We start from the raw sequence: 17,077 nt of genomic DNA, 5'->3' as shown, positions 1-17,077 counted from the left end.
GAACATGGCGGATGGCGCTTACACCATCCGCCTTACAGATCCTCTGTAGGCCTGGCCGCGTAAGCATCACCGGGCAAATTCGTAAGACGTTAAACTGAAGAGTAATTTATGGCTGCAACCAAGCCGGCATTTAATCCTCCGGGTAAAAAAGGTGACATGATTTTCAGCGCGCTGGTAAGACTGGCTGCGCTGATTGTGCTATTGCTGTTGAGTGGCATCATCGTGTCGCTGATTTTCTCCTCATGGCCAAGCATTCAGAAGTTTGGTTTTTCATTCCTGTGGACCAAAGAGTGGGATGCGCCCAATGATATTTACGGTGCGCTGGTGCCCATTTACGGAACGATCGTTACCTCTGTCATCGCTCTGCTGATCGCCGTTCCGGTGAGTTTCGGTATTGCGCTGTTTCTGACGGAGCTGTCGCCGAACTGGCTGAAGCGTCCACTGGGTATCGCCATTGAATTACTGGCTGCCATTCCAAGTATCGTGTACGGCATGTGGGGGCTGTTTATTTTTGCTCCGCTGTTCGCAACTTACTTTCAGGAACCGGTGGGCAACGTGCTTTCTAACATCCCGTTTGTTGGCGCACTGTTCTCTGGTCCGGCATTTGGGATTGGGATCCTGGCGGCCGGGGTTATTCTCGCCATTATGATTATTCCTTACATTGCGGCGGTAATGCGCGATGTATTCGAACAAACGCCGGTGATGATGAAAGAGTCGGCCTACGGCATTGGCTGCACCACCTGGGAAGTTATCTGGCGCATTGTGCTGCCATTTACCAAAAACGGGGTGATTGGCGGCGTGATGTTGGGGCTGGGGCGCGCGCTGGGTGAAACCATGGCGGTGACCTTTATCATCGGTAACACCTACCAACTCGACAGCGCTTCGCTGTTTATGCCGGGTAACAGTATCACCTCTGCGCTGGCGAACGAATTTGCAGAAGCGGAATCCGGTCTGCATGTTGCAGCATTGATGGAGTTGGGTCTGATTCTGTTTGTGATCACCTTTATCGTCCTGGCTATCTCTAAGTTTATGATCATGCGCCTGGCGAAAAACGAGGGGGCACGCTGATGGCTACGCTCGAAATGCAAAGCATCGCAAAGCTGGCTGAATCGCGCCGTAAAATGCAGGCTAAGCGCCGTCTGAAAAACCGCATCGCTCTGACATTGTCGATGGCGACCATGGCGTTCGGTCTTTTCTGGCTGGTCTGGATCCTGCTGTCTACCGTAACACGCGGCTTTGACGGTATGTCGCTGGCGATGTTTACTGAAATGACGCCGCCGCCCAACACGGCAGGTGGTGGTCTGGCGAATGCCCTGGCAGGTAGTGGCCTGTTGATCCTGTGGTCGACCGTGGTCGGTACGCCGCTCGGCATCATGGCGGGGATTTACCTGGCGGAGTATGGCCGGAAATCGCTGCTGGCCGAAGTGATCCGTTTTATCAACGACATTTTGCTTTCCGCACCGTCGATTGTGGTTGGTCTGTTCGTCTATACCATTGTTGTCGCGCAGATGCAGCACTTCTCCGGTTGGGCGGGTGTGATTGCGCTGGCGCTGTTGCAGGTGCCAATTGTTATTCGTACCACGGAAAACATGCTGAAACTGGTGCCGGACAGCCTGCGTGAAGCGGCTTATGCGCTGGGTACACCGAAGTGGAAGATGATTTCTTCTATTACGCTGAAAGCATCTGTTTCCGGGATTATGACCGGGGTGCTGCTGGCCGTGGCGCGTATCGCAGGGGAAACGGCGCCGCTGCTGTTTACCGCGCTCTCTAACCAGTTCTGGAGCACCGATATGATGCAGCCTATCGCTAACCTGCCGGTGACCATTTTCAAATTCGCCATGAGCCCGTTTGCCGAATGGCAGCAACTGGCCTGGGCTGGGGTGCTGATTATCACGCTCTGCGTACTGCTGTTGAATATTCTGGCGCGCGTCATTTTTGCCAAGGGTAAACACGGTTAATTTTTGCGACGCGGCGAAAGCGGCGTCGAGTTGAGGAAAGAGATAATGAGTATGGTTGATATGACGCCGGGCAAAATTCAGGTTCGTGATTTGAACTTCTATTACGGCAAATTCCATGCACTGAAAAACATCAGCCTGGATATTGCCAAAAATCAGGTGACGGCGTTTATCGGGCCGTCAGGCTGCGGTAAATCCACGCTGCTGCGTACGTTTAACAAAATGTTTGAGCTTTACCCTGAGCAGCGCGCCGAAGGCGAAATCCTGCTGGATGGCGACAACATTCTTACCAATACGCAGGATATCGCGCTGCTGCGCGCGAAAGTGGGGATGGTATTCCAGAAACCGACGCCGTTTCCGATGTCGATTTACGACAACATCGCCTTTGGCGTGCGCCTGTTTGAGAAGCTGTCGCGTCCGGATATGGACGAGCGTGTACAGTGGGCTTTGACCAAGGCCGCATTATGGAACGAAACCAAGGATAAACTGCACCAGAGCGGGTACTCTCTCTCCGGTGGCCAGCAGCAGCGTCTGTGCATCGCCCGTGGTATCGCGATTCGCCCGGAAGTTCTGCTGCTCGATGAACCCTGCTCAGCCCTTGACCCGATCTCTACCGGTCGTATCGAAGAGCTGATCACGGAGCTGAAACAGGATTACACCGTGGTTATCGTGACGCACAACATGCAGCAGGCTGCACGTTGTTCCGATCACACGGCGTTTATGTATCTCGGTGAGTTGATTGAGTTCAGCAACACAGATGATCTGTTCACGAAGCCGAAGAAGAAGCAAACGGAAGATTATATTACCGGGCGCTATGGTTGATTTGCTGCACCCTGAGGGTATAAGCGACCTTATTACCACGTGAAATCTGTCGGGCATTTGGAGTGCACCATGGACAATCTCAACCTTAACAAACATATTTCCGGGCAGTTCAACGCTGAGCTGGAAAGTATCCGCACTCAGGTAATGACCATGGGTGGGATGGTGGAGCAGCAGCTTTCTGATGCGATCACCGCCATGCACAATCAGGACAGCGAGCTGGCCAGGCGCGTTGTTGAAGGCGACAAACAGGTCAATATGATGGAAGTCGCCATCGATGAAGCCTGCGTGCGCATCATTGCAAAACGCCAGCCAACGGCGAGCGATTTGCGTCTGGTGATGGCGATCATCAAAACCATTGCCGAGCTGGAACGTATTGGTGATGTGGCAGACAAAATTTGCCGTACCGCGCTGGAGAAGTTCTCTCAGCAGCACCAGCCGCTGCTGGTGAGCCTGGAATCATTGGGCCGTCATACCGTGCAGATGCTGCATGATGTGCTGGATGCTTTCGCGCGCATGGATCTGGACGAAGCGGTGCGAATCTATCGCGAAGATAAAAAAGTGGATCAGGAATACGAAGGCATCGTACGTCAGCTAATGACTTACATGATGGAAGATTCCCGCACCATTCCGAGCGTTCTGACCGCCCTGTTCTGCGCCCGCTCTATCGAACGTATCGGTGACCGCTGCCAGAATATCTGCGAATACATCTTCTACTTCGTGAAGGGACAAGATTTCCGTCATGTTGGCGGCGATGAGCTGGATAAACTGCTCGCCGGAAAAGATGTTAAAGAGTGATATGACGATAACCCCCTCGCTGTGAGGGGGTTTTTGTTGCAGGGTTATTTCGCCAGTAACTTTCTCGCCAGCGTATCAATATCCCCGTACTGCCACAGTTTTTCCTGCCACTGCTGCGGGATTCCGTTAACACCGTAATATGCGCCAGCCAGTTGCCCGGCGATAGCGGCGGTGGTGTCCGCGTCGTCACCGAGATTGGTGGCCAGCAGGATAGTCTCTTTAAAGTTTTTACCCTGCGCAAAGCACCATAACGCCGCTTCCAGACTCTGCACGCAGTAACCAGTACCGAAGATCTCCGCACGCGTTTTCTTCAGGTAGCGCCCTTCAGCTATGCGACGCAGATTCTCCTGTTCCGGTAGCTGCGGGATAGCTGTCAGCGTTTCCCGCTTACTTTTACCGCTCAGGGAGTTCATCAGTATTTGCGCAAACAGGCGACAGCAGGCGAGCGCTTCCGGTGCTGCATGCGTGGTTCGCGATGAGGCTTCGGCATACTCCAGCGCCAGTAACTCATCGGGGAAATACCACAGCACCACCGGCGCAAGGCGCATTAACGAACCGTTTCCTGCCGTTTTGGGATGGCTGGAACCGGCAAACGGATCGCCGTCATTCGCATATTTTTGCAATGCGCCTGCGACCGTCGTACCAATATCAAAACAGTGGCCGGTGGCGCTTAAATAACCCCATTGCCACCAGTTCATATACCGGTTCATCTGATCTTTTGCGTCAAATCCCTGGCGAGCGATCAGACTTTCCGCAAGGCATAACGCCATAGAAGTGTCGTCTGTCCATTGCCCCGCTTGCAAATGAAACGGCCCGCCTCCCACCATGTCAGTGATGGGCGGAAAGGAATCTTTTGCGCTGAATTCCACCGCCGTACCGACGGCATCACCGGTGGCCAGACCGAGCAGACAGCCCTGATAACGTTCGAGTAATTCCGACATCTGTTGTTCCTTATTCCGTGGAACTGCTCAGGAAAAATCCGCCCATAACCGTAATTTGCCACAGTGCAAGCAGCGAAAGAGATATCCCTGGCAGTCGCCGCCGTCAAGCAGGTGTTCCGGTAATTTCTCGTAATCCATGCCGAAGGCATCGCAATCGGCCTGAATATCCACGAACTGATCGAGTTTGTCGGCAATATCTTGCCAGCCGACGTAGCCGATAAACGCGCAGAAATCATTACAGTGCGCCAGCCAGTACTCCTGCTGCCAGCCACAATATCCCGGTGTTCTCTGTGTTAGTTCCTGCAGGCTTGCTTCCGACCACGGATTTTTGAAACCGGTAAATTCACCCTCGTCATCGAACAGGCTGTCGACACCTTCGATGCTGGACTTATCGTGAAAGCTACCGCCAAATTTTTGCGCGGCAGAGCCATCCGCGATGCACCACGGGCAAAGGGTATCGACATCCGCTGTGGTGTAAAACGGGTTGGTGTAATACACGTCCGTTAGCTGTTCACAGCAGGCGCAAGTCACGGTTTTTCTTTGTGAAAAGACGCCCGTGTCCAGGGGCTGAGGGTGGTACTTAAATACCGGGAGAGAACGGTTTGTCTGAGCCATAAAAACATCCTGTTTACTGGTTTAGATTAACGCGTAACATGCCACCCACGCGCACGCCAGAGTTCCGGCAGCTGCGCTAAATCAGTGAACGTCGTCACTTTAGGGTGATCAATGGGTTTATTATGCGGATCGGCGCAGAAGTAATACACTTCCATCCCTGCCGCGATTCCTGATTGTGCTCCAGCGGAAGAGTCATCCACCAGAATACAGTTTACAGGATCAACATTCAGCGCTCTGGCTGCATGGTACATTAACGCCGGATCGGGCTTCCAGCGTTGGATGTCATAACCGCTAAACAGTTTTTCAGGAAAGTGATGTAGCATGCCTAATTTGCCCAATGAGTGTTGCATTTTGCTGACCGGGCCATTCGACACCACACACATCGGTACACTCACTGCGTCCAGCAATGCGTTCGCACCGGCAATCACTTCCAGTTCGCTGTCGAACAGGCGCGCCACTTCCGCACGATAAATGGGCTCAAGCTCCTCTTTCGCCAGGCTTACACCGCGCTCCCCGGCGATGACATCAATAATTTCATATAACTTCATGCCCTTAAAGCGTTTAAAGACCTCTTCCAGATCCAGCGTGATGCCAAAAGCCTGAAACATATGCACATAGGCGCGGGAACAAATAACTTCACTATCGACCAGGGTGCCGTCACAGTCGAAAAAGATTGCATCAATGTGGGACATGCCATTTCCTGTATTGCGAGTTTAACGTTTACTTAACGCAGATAGCGAAACGCAATCGTTGCCGTATAAGCAAATTCAATGAAAAAAAGTATGTGATAACCGTCAATATTGTCTCATTTTGGTATAGGATAGCGACGAATTTTCCCTCCTATTCCGGAAATTGATAATGAGCCAACAACACACTACCCAGGCTTCGGGCCAGGGGTTGCTTGACCGCGTGTTTAAATTACGCGAGCACGGCACATCGGCACGCACCGAAGTGATCGCCGGTTTCACGACGTTTTTGACGATGGTGTATATCGTTTTTGTTAACCCCCAGATTCTGGGCGTCGCCGGGATGGATACCAGCGCAGTATTTGTGACCACCTGCCTGATTGCTGCGTTCGGCAGCATCCTGATGGGGCTGGTAGCTAACCTGCCGGTTGCGCTAGCGCCGGCAATGGGTCTGAACGCCTTCTTTGCGTTTGTGGTGGTTGGTGCCATGGGGCTTTCCTGGCAGATCGGTATGGGCGCAATCTTCTGGGGCGCGGTAGGTCTGCTGCTGCTGACATTGTTCCGCGTTCGTTACTGGATGATCGCCAATATTCCGGTCAGTCTGCGCGTGGGTATCACCAGCGGTATCGGGCTATTTATTGGCATGATGGGGCTGAAAAACGCTGGCGTAATCGTGCCGAACAAAGAGACGCTGGTGAGTATCGGTAACCTGACTTCCCACAGCGTTCTGCTGGGCGTTCTTGGTTTCTTTATCATCGTTATTCTGGCGTCGCGCAACATTCACGCCGCTGTGCTGGTGTCGATTGTTGTCACCACACTGCTGGGCTGGCTGCTGGGCGATGTGCAGTATCACGGTATTGTTTCTGCGCCGCCGAGCGTGACAAGCGTTGTCGGTAATGTGGATCTGGCCGGTTCCTTTAATATTGGCCTGGCGGGTGTGATCTTCTCGTTTATGCTGGTGAACCTGTTTGACTCCTCCGGTACGCTGATCGGCGTGACCGATAAAGCCGGGCTGGTGGATGAAAGTGGTAAGTTCCCGCGCATGAAGCAGGCGCTGTTTGTCGACAGCGTCTCTTCGGTAACTGGCGCTTTTATCGGCACCTCTTCTGTTACCGCGTATATCGAGTCTTCTTCTGGTGTTTCTGTCGGCGGCCGTACCGGTCTGACGGCGGTAGTGGTTGGCCTGCTGTTCCTGCTGGTGATTTTCCTGTCGCCGTTAGCGGGTATGGTGCCGGGCTATGCTGCTGCGGGTGCGCTGATCTATGTGGGCGTGCTGATGACGTCCAGCCTTGCGCGTGTGAAGTGGCATGATCTGACAGAAGCCGTACCGGCGTTTATCACTGCGGTGATGATGCCGTTCAGCTTCTCGATTACTGAAGGTATCGCGCTGGGCTTTATCTCTTACTGCGTGATGAAAATCGGTACTGGCCGCCTGCGCGATCTCAGCCCGTGCGTGATTGTGGTTGCGGTGCTGTTCCTGCTGAAAATCGTCTTTATCGACGCGCATTAATGCTTTTCCCCTCTCGCGCTGCGGGAGGGGTTTCCATTACGGCTTAACGCGCTGAATATACTCGCCGAAAGCCGTAAGCTGGCCAGTCAGATGGTCAAGCGTGCTTTGATCGACCACTTCCCCCGTCTGCTGATCCACCTTGCTTTGAATCACCCCGCCCATAAATTCCGGTTTGTTCATGACCATCGCATCCAGGAACACCAGGATCTGACGCAGATGATACTGGCAACGCGCGCCGCCAATCGCGCCCATTGAGCTGGTCTGAATCAGCACCGGCTTACCCGCCAGCGGCTGCTCTGGCAAGCGAGACAGCCAGTCAATTGCATTCTTCAGGCCTCCCGGCACCGAGTAGTTATACTCCGGCGTCACAATCACTACGCCGTCAGCCGCACGGATGTGTTCGGCAAGCTCCTGTACACTTTCCGGGAAACCTTCTTCTTGCTGAATATCGGCATCGTACAGCGGGATATTAGCAATCGAAGGCAGCGGCGTGATATCCATGCCCGCTGGCGCAAGCTTAGGCAATGTGCGCGCGACCATGGCATTAAAAGAGCCTTTACGCAGGCTACCGAGCAGGGTCACAACCTTGAGTTCAACGGACATGATGACTCCTCATTATGGGATCAATTAAGGATCAGGGCTTTTTCGGCGGGCAAGCTGGTGAAACGCATTAACCGGGAGGCAGGATCGTTGGCGCGCGTTTGCACATCGGAGAGATAACGCCAGCCTGTACGGCTATCGAATTCCCATATTTTCAGGCTTTCGATGGCAGGTGATACCGCGACAGACCAGATCAGCACATCTTCTGCGTCACACATCACTTCAACCCGCGTTAGCGGCGTCAGACGCAGACGTCCTGAGCCTGGCAATAGTTGCAGCAGGCCTTGATCGTCGTGCATTTGATGAATCAATTTCATTGCGCTCTGGCGCAGCGTGACAAGTTGGGTTTGCGCTTCGTTGGGATCGTTTTGGTTATTGATCCACAGCAGCTCATTATTGCTGAAAAGGGGCTTCTGCGCGTGCACACCGTGAAAACTGCGCGTAGCGCGTTGCAACTCCATATCCAGACCGCATTCGCCTTCAGTCGTAATGGCGACACCCACCATATTCCCGGCATAGGCCAGCGAAAAGTGCGGCAGACTCACGTCGGCAAACTTCGGCTTACCGCTGGATTCAATGATTATCTCTGGCAGTTCGCTGGCGCCATACAGCATAAACATCATTTCAGCGAGTAATGCACGGGAAGCAAGAAAGCGTGTGCGGCGATGCTCAGGAAGCTGGCGAGCCGTATCGTGACAGGACACCGGTAGTCGGGTGGAGACAAGGTGCCCTTCGGAAATTATCCCTCGTGCAAAATGCGTAGCCATTTTTCTCTCCGTGATAATGGTCTGAATGAATCGAATCGATAGTGAATATTATCGCCCATAGTCCATAGGTTTTAATGCGGAAATTGGCATCTGAAAAGTCCTAACGGGGATATTTACACTTTGTTTGGTCAATCCAGCACTTTACAGGATTCATCGTTATAGCAGAAACGGCCATTTTTATGGCCGTTCCGTACGATTATTTACCAATACAGAAGCTGGAGAAGATGCGGCCCAGCAAATCATCGGAGGTAAACTCGCCGGTGATCTCGCTCAGGTTCTGCTGCGCGAGGCGCAGCTCTTCAGCCAGCAATTCACCTGCCCAGGCACCCAGCAGTTGCGCTTTACCCTGTTGCAGATGCTCTGCGGCCGCCTCGAGCGCCTGTAAGTGTCGGCGACGCGCCAGGAAACCGCCTTCCATGCTGGTGTCAAACCCCATACTCTGCTTGAGATGCTGACGCAGCACGTCAACGCCTTCGCCGGTGCGCGCGGAGAGACGCACAAGTGAGTGATTGTTCACATCGCTGATACCCAGCGGCTCGCCGGTAACATCCGCTTTATTGCGTACCACGGTGATCGGTAATCTGGCGGGCAGACGGGCAATAAAGTCCGGCCAGATTTCCGCCGGATCAACCGCTTCGGTGGTGGTGCCGTCAACCATAAACAGCACGCGGTCGGCCTGCTCAATCTCCTGCCAGGCGCGTTCGATACCGATACGTTCCACTTCGTCGCTGGCTTCGCGCAAACCGGCGGTATCGATAATGTGCAGCGGCATACCGTCGATATGTATATGCTCGCGCAATACGTCGCGCGTGGTGCCTGCAATATCCGTCACAATAGCGGCTTCACGTCCGGCCAGCGCGTTCAACAGGCTCGATTTCCCGGCATTTGGGCGACCAGCAATGACCACTTTCATCCCTTCACGCAGCAGGCTTCCCTGACGCGCTTCGGCTCGTACCGCGTCCAGATCGGCGATAACGTCGTTCAACTGAGCTTCGATTTTGCCGTCTGAAAGAAAGTCGATCTCTTCATCCGGGAAGTCGATAGCCGCTTCTACATAGATGCGCAGGTGAGTAAGTGCTTCCACAAGGTGGTTAACACGGGCGGAGAAAGCGCCCTGCAACGAGTTCAGCGCGGAGCGCGCAGCCTGCTCTGAACTGGCGTCAATTAAATCGGCAATCGCTTCAGCCTGCGCCAGATCGAGCTTATCGTTAAGGAACGCGCGCTCGGAGAACTCGCCCGGCCGGGCAATGCGCAGCCCTGGTAAGGTCAGAATGCGTTTTAACAGCAGGTCGAGGATAACCGGGCCGCCGTGCCCCTGTAGCTCCAGTACATCTTCACCGGTAAAGGAGTTCGGGCCCGGGAACCACAGAGCAATGCCTTGATCCAGCGCGCTGCCATCGGCATCCTGGAACGGCAGATAGTCGGCATAACGCGGTTTAGGCAGCTTGCCAAGCACCGCCTGCGCCACGTCTCGCGCTTTTACGCCCGAAATGCGCAGGATGCCAACACCACCGCGTCCCGGTGGGGTTGCCTGTGCGACGATAGTGTCGTTATGGCTCATGGTATGTTTTCCGAAATCTCAAAATAAAAAAGGCGGTCAACTGACCGCCCTTTGTGTTGTTCCTTTTGCCGGGTGGCGCTTCGCTTACCCGGCCTACAGCGTATCAGGAGCTTTTCTTCTGGCGGCTATGCAGACCGCGCTTCTCCAGACCACGGTAAATCAGCTGCTGCTGAATGATGGTCACCAGGTTGCTGACGATATAGTACAGCACCAGACCTGACGGGAACCACAGGAAGAATACCGTGAAGATGACCGGCATAAAGGTCATGATCTTCTGCTGCATCGGGTCGGTCACGGTGGTCGGCGACATCTTCTGGATGAAGAACATCGTTACGCCCATCAGGATCGGCAGGATGTAGTACGGGTCCTGTGCAGACAGGTCATGGATCCACAGTGCGAACGGCGCATGGCGCAGTTCAACAGAACCCATCAGCATGTAATACAGCGCCAGGAAGATAGGCATCTGAATAATCAGCGGGAAGCAGCCGCCCAGCGGGTTCACTTTCTCCGCTTTATACAGCGCCATCATCTCCTGACTCATACGCTGTTTGTCGTCACCCAGACGCTCGCGCATGGCCTGAATCTTCGGTTGCAGCATGCGCATTTTCGCCATGGAGGTGTACTGCGCTTTGGTCAGCGGGTACATGATGCCACGAACGATAAAGGTGATTGCGATGATGGAGAAGCCCCAGTTACCCAGGAAGCTGTGGATCCACTTCAGCAGTTTGAATAGCGGCTGAGAGATAAACCACAACCAGCCGTAATCCACTGTCAGATCCAGGTGCGGCGCCGCCGCAGCCATTTTGTCCTGAATTTCCGGGCCGACCCACAGAGTGCTGTTCAGTGCGGTAGTCTGACCCGGCTGCACCAGTACCGGCTGGGATTTATAACCAATAGCGGCTACGCCATTGCCCAGGTTGCTGGTATAGAAGTTATTCGCGCCTTCGTTACGCGGGATCCATGCAGTAGCGAAATATTGTTGCAGCATCGCAACCCAGCCGCCATTGGAGCTGACGTTCAGGTTTTCGTTATCGGCGATGGTGTCGAATTTGTATTTTTCATACTTCGCGTCAGGCGTGGAATATGCCGCACCGCGGAAGGTATGCAGCGCAAAGTTGCTGCTGCCGGTATCGCGGTGAGAAGGCAGATTGATGGATTGCTTCAGCTGACCAAACGTTGCTACTTCCAACGGTTTATCACCGGCGTTCTGCACGTTGTAGCCTACGTTCACCGCATATTCGCCGCGTTTCAGCGTGAAGGTTTTGGTGAAGGTATTGCCAGCCGCGTCGGTGTAAGTCAGCGGGATCGCCAGTTCGTTCTGACCATCAGCCAGCACAAACGCATCTTTTTCTACGTTATACAGTGGGCGCGGGCCGTTAGCCGGGTTATCCGGGCCGTCACGACCGGTCAGGCCGCTTTGCGCCTGATAGATAAACTGCGGCGTAGTTTCCAGTAACTGGAACGGCTCGCTGGAGCCCAACTCTTTCGGGTACGTCGGAAGCAGTGCCTGCTCAACATCACCACCACGGGTGTTGATGGTCAGCTCAAGCACATCGGTTTTCACCGTGATCAGTTTCCCCTGGCCACTGGCTGGTACGCCCTGGTCGGCTGCGCTACCCGCTGCGGTGGTCGTAGTCTGCGTGGTCTGCTGCTGCGCCGGAGGAGGATTTTTATCCTTCTCCCACGTTTGCCAGATCATGAAAGACACGAACAACAAAGCGATGATAAAAAGATTGCGTTGCGAATCCATCGTTAGTGTTCTCTGGTTTTAGAAGGTCCTGGCGGGACGGGATCGTCGCCACCCGGGTGTAAAGGGTGGCATTTTAATACGCGTTTCATTGTCAACCAACTGCCTTTTAACATACCAAACCTGCGCAATGCCTCAATTCCATATTGCGAACAGGTGGGGGTGAAACGGCAGTGCGGCCCAAGTAGCGGACTAATCAGGCGTTGATAGACCCTAATCAGGGCTATCAGGACCCGTGAGCCAGGCGACAATGGCGGCGCCATAATTTTTCCAACGCTTCCGAGAGAGCACGGTTATCGAGGTCGGCAACCCCCTTCTTCGCCACCACCACGAAATCCATTGCTGGCAATTCATGCTGGCGTAAACGGAAGCTTTCACGCGTCAGACGTTTAATCCGATTGCGTTCATGGGCGCGTTTAACATTTTTCTTGGCGACGGTCAGACCGATACGGGGATGCCCCAGCGAATTCAGGCGGCCGAGGATGGTGATTTGCGGCGTGCCAGCCCGTTGTGGCTGCTGGAAGACGAAAGTGAAATGAGTGGGAGTTAACAAACGTAACTCCCTGGGAAAAGCGAGCTTAACCACTCAGGGGTTAGCTTTATTACTTGGAAACGGTCAGACGTGCGCGGCCTTTAGCGCGACGACGAGCCAGAACCTGGCGACCATTTTTAGTAGCCATACGAGCACGGAAGCCGTGAGAACGGTTGCGCTTCAGTACAGACGGTTGAAAAGTGCGTTTCATGGCGGTTTCTACCTAAACTTGAATAAATTCACTGACTTTTGCGTATGCCTGAACGGATATCGAACGACAGGCGCGCGAGCCATGGGTAATTAAAGAGGCCGGATTGTAATAATTGTACACTCCGGAGTCAATTCTCTTTCCTTATAGCGCACGTATTTTCGCACATAATCGTGCAAAAAATAAGCTGCATTCGACGCCTGAAAACGAGCAAGACGCGCCGGGGGCAGAATTATACGGGGCAAACGGCAAAGCGCAAGGATCCTCCAGGATCTTCATTAGATCGTTTAAGCAATAAATCATCATTACTCATTAAATTTTCCAATATGCGGACTAAAACGTCCCGCACGCCTACGAGGATCGATTACACTTAGCCGGTTCCAAATTGCCCTGTGGATAAATCATAAAGAATCTGTGAGAAACAGAAGATCTCTGCGGCGGTTTACGCTATGATCCGCGGTCCCGATCGCGATCCAGGATCGTTCTTAGGGCACAAACCGTAGATAGCGGTTCGCACGTCACCCGGTTGGGTCTTATCGATGTGCGTCAAAAAACTTTAATGTTTCTGTCTTTTATTTATCGATTTTCGTTCGAGTGGAGTCCGCCGTGTCACTTTCGCTTTGGCAGCACTGTCTTGCCCGATTGCAGGATGAGTTACCAGCCACAGAATTTAGTATGTGGATACGCCCATTGCAGGCGGAACTGAGCGATAACACGCTGGCACTGTACGCGCCAAACCGTTTTGTGCTCGATTGGGTAAGAGATAAATATCTTAATAATATCAATGGGCTGCTGAATGAGTTCTGCGGCCCGGATGCCCCACAGCTGCGTTTTGAGGTGGGTTCCCGCCCGGTCAGCCAGTCGCTGAAAGAACCTGCGACAATCTCTGCGCCCGCACAGACGGCGCAGGTTGTCGTTCAGCGCGCAGCGCCAGCGGCGCGTCCAGGCTGGGACAATGTTCCTGCGCCGGCAGAGCCGACCTACCGTTCCAACGTTAATGTGAAACATACCTTTGATAACTTCGTCGAAGGTAAATCCAACCAGCTCGCTCGCGCGGCGGCTCGCCAGGTTGCGGATAACCCCGGTGGCGCCTATAACCCGCTGTTTTTATATGGCGGTACAGGTCTGGGTAAAACGCACTTGTTGCATGCGGTGGGTAACGGTATTGTGGCGCGAAAGCCGAATGCCAAAGTGGTGTATATGCACTCCGAGCGCTTTGTCCAGGACATGGTAAAAGCCCTGCAAAACAATGCGATCGAAGAGTTTAAACGCTACTACCGCTCCGTTGATGCCCTGCTGATTGACGATATTCAATTCTTTGCCAATAAAGAACGATCCCAGGAAGAGTTTTTCCACACCTTTAACGCGCTGCTGGAAGGCAATCAGCAGATCATCCTCACATCGGATCGCTATCCGAAAGAGATCAATGGCGTTGAGGATCGTTTAAAATCCCGCTTTGGCTGGGGCTTAACGGTAGCGATCGAGCCGCCGGAACTGGAAACTCGCGTCGCGATCCTGATGAAAAAAGCAGATGAAAACGATATTCGTCTGCCGGGCGAAGTGGCCTTCTTTATTGCCAAGCGTCTGCGCTCGAACGTGCGTGAGCTGGAAGGGGCGCTGAACCGCGTGATTGCCAATGCCAACTTCACCGGCCGCGCGATCACCATCGATTTTGTCCGTGAAGCGTTGCGCGATCTGCTGGCGCTACAGGAAAAACTGGTCACCATCGACAATATTCAAAAGACAGTGGCCGAGTACTACAAGATCAAGGTTGCGGATCTTCTCTCCAAGCGTCGATCCCGTTCGGTAGCCCGTCCGCGCCAGATGGCGATGGCGCTGGCAAAGGAGTTGACTAACCATAGCCTGCCGGAAATCGGTGATGCTTTTGGTGGTCGCGACCATACTACCGTGCTGCATGCCTGCCGTAAGATTGAGCAGTTGCGTGAAGAAAGCCATGATATCAAAGAAGATTTTTCCAATTTAATCAGAACATTATCTTCGTGACGCTATGAAATTTACCGTTGAACGTGAACATTTATTAAAGCCGCTGCAACAGGTTAGCGGCCCATTGGGCGGGCGCCCGACGTTGCCCATTCTCGGTAATCTGCTGCTTCAGGTTACTGAAGGCGCACTGTCGCTGACCGGCACCGATCTTGAAATGGAGATGGTGGCGCGCGTTGCGCTGGTTCAGCCGCATGAACAGGGCGCAACCACGGTACCGGCGCGTAAATTCTTCGACATCTGCCGCGGTCTGCCGGAAGGTGCGGAAATCGCCGTGCAGCTGGAAGGCGAGCGTATGCTGATCCGTTCCGGGCGCAGCCGTTTCTCGTTATCCACGCTGCCCGCTGCGGACTTCCCGAATCTGGACGACTGGCAAAGCGAAGTGGAGTTCACGCTGCCGCAGGCCACAATGAAGCGCCTGATCGAAGCGACGCAGTTCTCCATGGCGCATCAGGACGTGCGTTACTACTTAAACGGCATGCTGTTTGAAACCGAAGGCGAAGAGCTGCGTACCGTGGCCACTGACGGCCACCGTCTGGCGGTCTGTTCGATGCCTATTGGCGAATCGTTGCCGAACCATTCGGTGATCGTGCCGCGTAAAGGCGTGATTGAGTTGATGCGTATGCTCGATGGTGGCGATACGCCGCTGCGCGTGCAAATTGGCAGCAACAATATTCGTGCGCACGTCGGTGATTTCATCTTCACTTCCAAGCTGGTTGATGGCCGTTTTCCGGATTATCGTCGCGTATTGCCGAAGAACCCGGACAAAACGCTGGAAGCGGGTTGCGATTCGCTCAAGCAGGCCTTTGCCCGCGCGGCGATCCTCTCCAACGAGAAGTTCCGGGGTGTGCGTCTGTATGTCAGTGAGAACCAGATTAAAATCACCGCCAACAACCCGGAGCAGGAAGAAGCCGAAGAGTTTCTTGACGTCACCTACGCTGGCAGCGAAATGGAAATCGGCTTTAACGTCAGCTATGTGCTGGACGTACTGAATGCGCTGAAGTGTGAGAATGTGCGTATTCTGCTGACGGATTCCGTTTCCAGCGTGCAGATTGAAGATGCGGCGAGTCAAAGCGCAGCTTACGTCGTCATGCCAATGCGTTTGTAGAAAAGTATCGGGCTATCTTACTTGTTATTCTGGCTCCGGGCAGTGCTCGCAATCCTCACGTACTTCAGTACGCTCCGGTTGCTGTGCGCTGGCCGTAACCAGACTAACTGCGACGATAACGCCCTGGTGATGAGTAAATCATGTCGCTAACCCGATTACTGATCAAAGATTTCCGTAACATCGAGAATGCAGATCTCGCGTTATCTCCCGGCTTTAATTTCCTCGTCGGCGCCAACGGCAGCGGTAAAACCAGCGTGCTGGAAGCCATTTACACGCTCGGTCATGGCCGGGCGTTTCGCAGTTTGCAAATTGGTCGCGTGATTCGTCATGAGCAGGAATCCTTTGTTTTACATGGACGATTGCAGGGCGAAGAGCGCGAAACTTCGATTGGTTTGACCAAAGATAAGCTCGGCGACAGCAAGGTGCGCATTGACGGCACCGACGGTCACAAAGTGGCTGAACTGGCTCTGCTGATGCCGATGCAGCTCATCACCCCTGAGGGGTTTACTTTGCTCAACGGCGGCCCCAAATATCGAAGAGCGTTCCTTGACTGGGGTTGTTTTCACAATGAGAGCGGGTTTTTTACCGCCTGGAGCAATCTCAAGCGCCTGCTGAAGCAGCGCAACGCCGCATTGCGCCAGGTGAGCCACTATGCGCAGCTTCGTCCGTGGGACAAAGAGCTGATCCCGCTGGCGGAGCAGCTAAGCCGCTGGCGCGCCGAATACAGCGCCGCCATTGCGGAAGATATGGCAGATACCTGCCGCCAGTTTTTACCGGAGTTCTCCCTCACTTTTTCATTTCAGCGCGGGTGGGAAAAGGAGACCGATTACAGTGAGGTGCTGGAGCGCAATTTTGAGCGCGACCGCATGCTGACTTACACCGCTCACGGTCCGCATAAAGCGGATTTCCGCATCAGGGCGGACGGTGCGCCGGTTGAAGATACGCTTTCGCGCGGGCAGTTAAAACTCCTGATGTGTGCGCTGCGTCTGGCGCAGGGCGAGTTTTTAACGCGTGAAAGCGGACGACGCTGTTTATACCTGATAGATGATTTTGCCTCCGAACTTGATGACGAGAAGCGTGGCCTGTTAGCCAGCCGGTTAAAAGCCACGCAGTCACAGGTTTTTGTCAGCGCGATCAGCGCCGAGCACGTAATGGACATGTCGGACAAAAATTCGAAGATGTTCACCGTGGAAAAGGGTAAAATAACGGATTAACCCAAGATAAAATGA

18 protein-coding genes are annotated in these 17,077 nt (G+C 53.7%); 8 read left to right on the top strand and 10 right to left on the bottom strand.

Features of this window, described 5'->3' with window-relative positions:
• Positions 1 to 108: 108 nt before the first annotated feature.
• The 4 genes from pstC to phoU all read left to right on the top strand — a co-directional run bounded on the left by pstC (position 109) and on the right by phoU (position 3,572).
• Positions 109 to 1,068, top strand: coding sequence for a phosphate ABC transporter permease PstC (pstC, locus tag C0557_RS25800; protein ID WP_007369384.1), 960 nt, complete (start codon positions 109 to 111; stop codon positions 1,066 to 1,068).
• The gene (gene pstA, locus C0557_RS25795) at positions 1,068 to 1,958 is read left to right on the top strand and encodes a phosphate ABC transporter permease PstA (RefSeq protein WP_074776356.1); all 891 of its coding nucleotides are present in this window, start codon (positions 1,068 to 1,070) and stop codon (positions 1,956 to 1,958) included. The genes pstC and pstA overlap by 1 nt, the downstream gene beginning before the upstream one ends.
• A 45-nt stretch (positions 1,959 to 2,003) precedes the next feature.
• Positions 2,004 to 2,777 carry a phosphate ABC transporter ATP-binding protein PstB gene (gene pstB, locus C0557_RS25790; RefSeq protein ID WP_074776355.1) on the top strand — a complete coding sequence of 258 codons (774 nt, stop codon included), beginning with the start codon at positions 2,004 to 2,006 and terminating at the stop codon, positions 2,775 to 2,777.
• Positions 2,778 to 2,846: 69 nt separating this feature from the next.
• Positions 2,847 to 3,572, top strand: coding sequence for a phosphate signaling complex protein PhoU (gene phoU / locus C0557_RS25785; RefSeq protein ID WP_007369387.1), 726 nt, complete (start codon positions 2,847 to 2,849; stop codon positions 3,570 to 3,572).
• 44 nt (positions 3,573 to 3,616) lie between these two features.
• Here the strand turns inward: phoU and C0557_RS25780 are convergent, their stop codons facing one another.
• From C0557_RS25780 to yieH, 3 genes are read right to left on the bottom strand one after another with little or no spacing between them, the layout of a single operon-like run.
• Positions 3,617 to 4,513 (bottom strand): ADP-ribosylglycohydrolase family protein, encoded by an 897-nt coding sequence (locus C0557_RS25780; RefSeq protein WP_208662389.1) that lies wholly within the window; start codon positions 4,511 to 4,513, stop codon positions 3,617 to 3,619.
• Between the two features lie 27 nt (positions 4,514 to 4,540).
• Positions 4,541 to 5,128: a PF03691 family colicin E2 tolerance protein CbrC gene (gene cbrC / locus C0557_RS25775; RefSeq protein WP_208662388.1), complete on the bottom strand. Its 588-nt coding sequence runs from the start codon at positions 5,126 to 5,128 to the stop codon at positions 4,541 to 4,543.
• Positions 5,129 to 5,154: 26 nt separating this feature from the next.
• Positions 5,155 to 5,820 (bottom strand): 6-phosphogluconate phosphatase, encoded by a 666-nt coding sequence (gene yieH / locus C0557_RS25770; protein WP_208662387.1) that lies wholly within the window; start codon positions 5,818 to 5,820, stop codon positions 5,155 to 5,157.
• A gap of 166 nt (positions 5,821 to 5,986) precedes the next feature.
• On the opposite strand from yieH, the gene C0557_RS25765 reads away from it, so the two are divergent.
• A complete protein-coding gene (locus C0557_RS25765) occupies positions 5,987 to 7,324 on the top strand; it encodes an NCS2 family permease (RefSeq protein ID WP_074776350.1) in 1,338 nt (445 codons plus the stop codon).
• Between the two features lie 36 nt (positions 7,325 to 7,360).
• Here C0557_RS25765 and C0557_RS25760 read toward each other — a convergent pair whose 3' ends face one another.
• From C0557_RS25760 to rpmH, 7 genes are all read right to left on the bottom strand, one after another.
• Positions 7,361 to 7,927: an NADPH-dependent FMN reductase gene (locus C0557_RS25760; RefSeq protein ID WP_007369392.1), complete on the bottom strand. Its 567-nt coding sequence runs from the start codon at positions 7,925 to 7,927 to the stop codon at positions 7,361 to 7,363.
• Between the two features lie 20 nt (positions 7,928 to 7,947).
• Positions 7,948 to 8,691, bottom strand: coding sequence for a 4'-phosphopantetheinyl transferase superfamily protein (locus C0557_RS25755; protein WP_208662386.1), 744 nt, complete (start codon positions 8,689 to 8,691; stop codon positions 7,948 to 7,950).
• A gap of 196 nt (positions 8,692 to 8,887) precedes the next feature.
• Entirely contained in the window at positions 8,888 to 10,252 is a 1,365-nt protein-coding gene (mnmE, locus tag C0557_RS25750) for a tRNA uridine-5-carboxymethylaminomethyl(34) synthesis GTPase MnmE (protein WP_208662385.1), read from the bottom strand.
• A gap of 103 nt (positions 10,253 to 10,355) precedes the next feature.
• Positions 10,356 to 12,002 (bottom strand): membrane protein insertase YidC, encoded by a 1,647-nt coding sequence (gene yidC / locus C0557_RS25745; protein ID WP_208662384.1) that lies wholly within the window; start codon positions 12,000 to 12,002, stop codon positions 10,356 to 10,358.
• A gap of 2 nt (positions 12,003 to 12,004) precedes the next feature.
• A complete protein-coding gene (gene yidD, locus C0557_RS25740) occupies positions 12,005 to 12,262 on the bottom strand; it encodes a membrane protein insertion efficiency factor YidD (protein WP_071531959.1) in 258 nt (85 codons plus the stop codon).
• The gene (gene rnpA, locus C0557_RS25735) at positions 12,226 to 12,585 is read right to left on the bottom strand and encodes a ribonuclease P protein component (RefSeq protein WP_035886831.1); all 360 of its coding nucleotides are present in this window, start codon (positions 12,583 to 12,585) and stop codon (positions 12,226 to 12,228) included. Before rnpA ends, yidD begins: the two co-directional genes overlap by 37 nt.
• Before the next feature lie 16 nt (positions 12,586 to 12,601).
• Positions 12,602 to 12,742, bottom strand: a complete 141-nt coding sequence (rpmH, locus tag C0557_RS25730) for a 50S ribosomal protein L34 (RefSeq protein WP_000831330.1) — start codon at positions 12,740 to 12,742, stop codon at positions 12,602 to 12,604.
• Positions 12,743 to 13,345: 603 nt separating this feature from the next.
• Between rpmH and dnaA the strand changes: the two genes are divergently transcribed.
• The 3 genes from dnaA (at position 13,346) to recF (ending at position 17,062) form a co-directional block, all read left to right on the top strand.
• Positions 13,346 to 14,743 (top strand): chromosomal replication initiator protein DnaA, encoded by a 1,398-nt coding sequence (dnaA, locus tag C0557_RS25725; RefSeq protein WP_208662383.1) that lies wholly within the window; start codon positions 13,346 to 13,348, stop codon positions 14,741 to 14,743.
• A 4-nt stretch (positions 14,744 to 14,747) separates the two neighbouring features.
• The gene (gene dnaN, locus C0557_RS25720; RefSeq protein ID WP_007369398.1) at positions 14,748 to 15,848 is read left to right on the top strand and encodes a DNA polymerase III subunit beta; all 1,101 of its coding nucleotides are present in this window, start codon (positions 14,748 to 14,750) and stop codon (positions 15,846 to 15,848) included.
• 140 nt (positions 15,849 to 15,988) lie between these two features.
• Positions 15,989 to 17,062 (top strand): DNA replication/repair protein RecF, encoded by a 1,074-nt coding sequence (gene recF / locus C0557_RS25715; RefSeq protein ID WP_007369399.1) that lies wholly within the window; start codon positions 15,989 to 15,991, stop codon positions 17,060 to 17,062.
• Positions 17,063 to 17,077 lie beyond the last annotated feature (15 nt).

Source organism: Kosakonia sp. MUSA4, from assembly GCF_013085925.1.
Classification (GTDB): domain Bacteria; phylum Pseudomonadota; class Gammaproteobacteria; order Enterobacterales; family Enterobacteriaceae; genus Kosakonia; species Kosakonia sacchari_B.
The sequence above is the reverse complement of the archived record's forward strand: the minus strand, read 5'-3'. Positions and strand labels throughout refer to the sequence as shown.

What these genes read in the sequence shown, in the direction of transcription:
- pstC (WP_007369384.1), top strand. Translation starts at nt 109, where the DNA reads ATGGCTGCAACCAAGCCGGCATTTAATCCTCCGGGTAAAAAAGGTGAC.
- pstA (WP_074776356.1), top strand. Translation starts at nt 1,068, where the DNA reads ATGGCTACGCTCGAAATGCAAAGCATCGCAAAGCTGGCTGAATCGCGC.
- pstB (WP_074776355.1), top strand. Translation starts at nt 2,004, where the DNA reads ATGAGTATGGTTGATATGACGCCGGGCAAAATTCAGGTTCGTGATTTG.
- phoU (WP_007369387.1), top strand. Translation starts at nt 2,847, where the DNA reads ATGGACAATCTCAACCTTAACAAACATATTTCCGGGCAGTTCAACGCT.
- C0557_RS25780 (WP_208662389.1), bottom strand. Translation starts at nt 4,513, where the DNA reads ATGTCGGAATTACTCGAACGTTATCAGGGCTGTCTGCTCGGTCTGGCC.
- cbrC (WP_208662388.1), bottom strand. Translation starts at nt 5,128, where the DNA reads ATGGCTCAGACAAACCGTTCTCTCCCGGTATTTAAGTACCACCCTCAG.
- yieH (WP_208662387.1), bottom strand. Translation starts at nt 5,820, where the DNA reads ATGTCCCACATTGATGCAATCTTTTTCGACTGTGACGGCACCCTGGTC.
- C0557_RS25765 (WP_074776350.1), top strand. Translation starts at nt 5,987, where the DNA reads ATGAGCCAACAACACACTACCCAGGCTTCGGGCCAGGGGTTGCTTGAC.
- C0557_RS25760 (WP_007369392.1), bottom strand. Translation starts at nt 7,927, where the DNA reads ATGTCCGTTGAACTCAAGGTTGTGACCCTGCTCGGTAGCCTGCGTAAA.
- C0557_RS25755 (WP_208662386.1), bottom strand. Translation starts at nt 8,691, where the DNA reads ATGGCTACGCATTTTGCACGAGGGATAATTTCCGAAGGGCACCTTGTC.
- mnmE (WP_208662385.1), bottom strand. Translation starts at nt 10,252, where the DNA reads ATGAGCCATAACGACACTATCGTCGCACAGGCAACCCCACCGGGACGC.
- yidC (WP_208662384.1), bottom strand. Translation starts at nt 12,002, where the DNA reads ATGGATTCGCAACGCAATCTTTTTATCATCGCTTTGTTGTTCGTGTCT.
- yidD (WP_071531959.1), bottom strand. Translation starts at nt 12,262, where the DNA reads ATGGCGCCGCCATTGTCGCCTGGCTCACGGGTCCTGATAGCCCTGATT.
- rpmH (WP_000831330.1), bottom strand. Translation starts at nt 12,742, where the DNA reads ATGAAACGCACTTTTCAACCGTCTGTACTGAAGCGCAACCGTTCTCAC.
- dnaN (WP_007369398.1), top strand. Translation starts at nt 14,748, where the DNA reads ATGAAATTTACCGTTGAACGTGAACATTTATTAAAGCCGCTGCAACAG.
- recF (WP_007369399.1), top strand. Translation starts at nt 15,989, where the DNA reads ATGTCGCTAACCCGATTACTGATCAAAGATTTCCGTAACATCGAGAAT.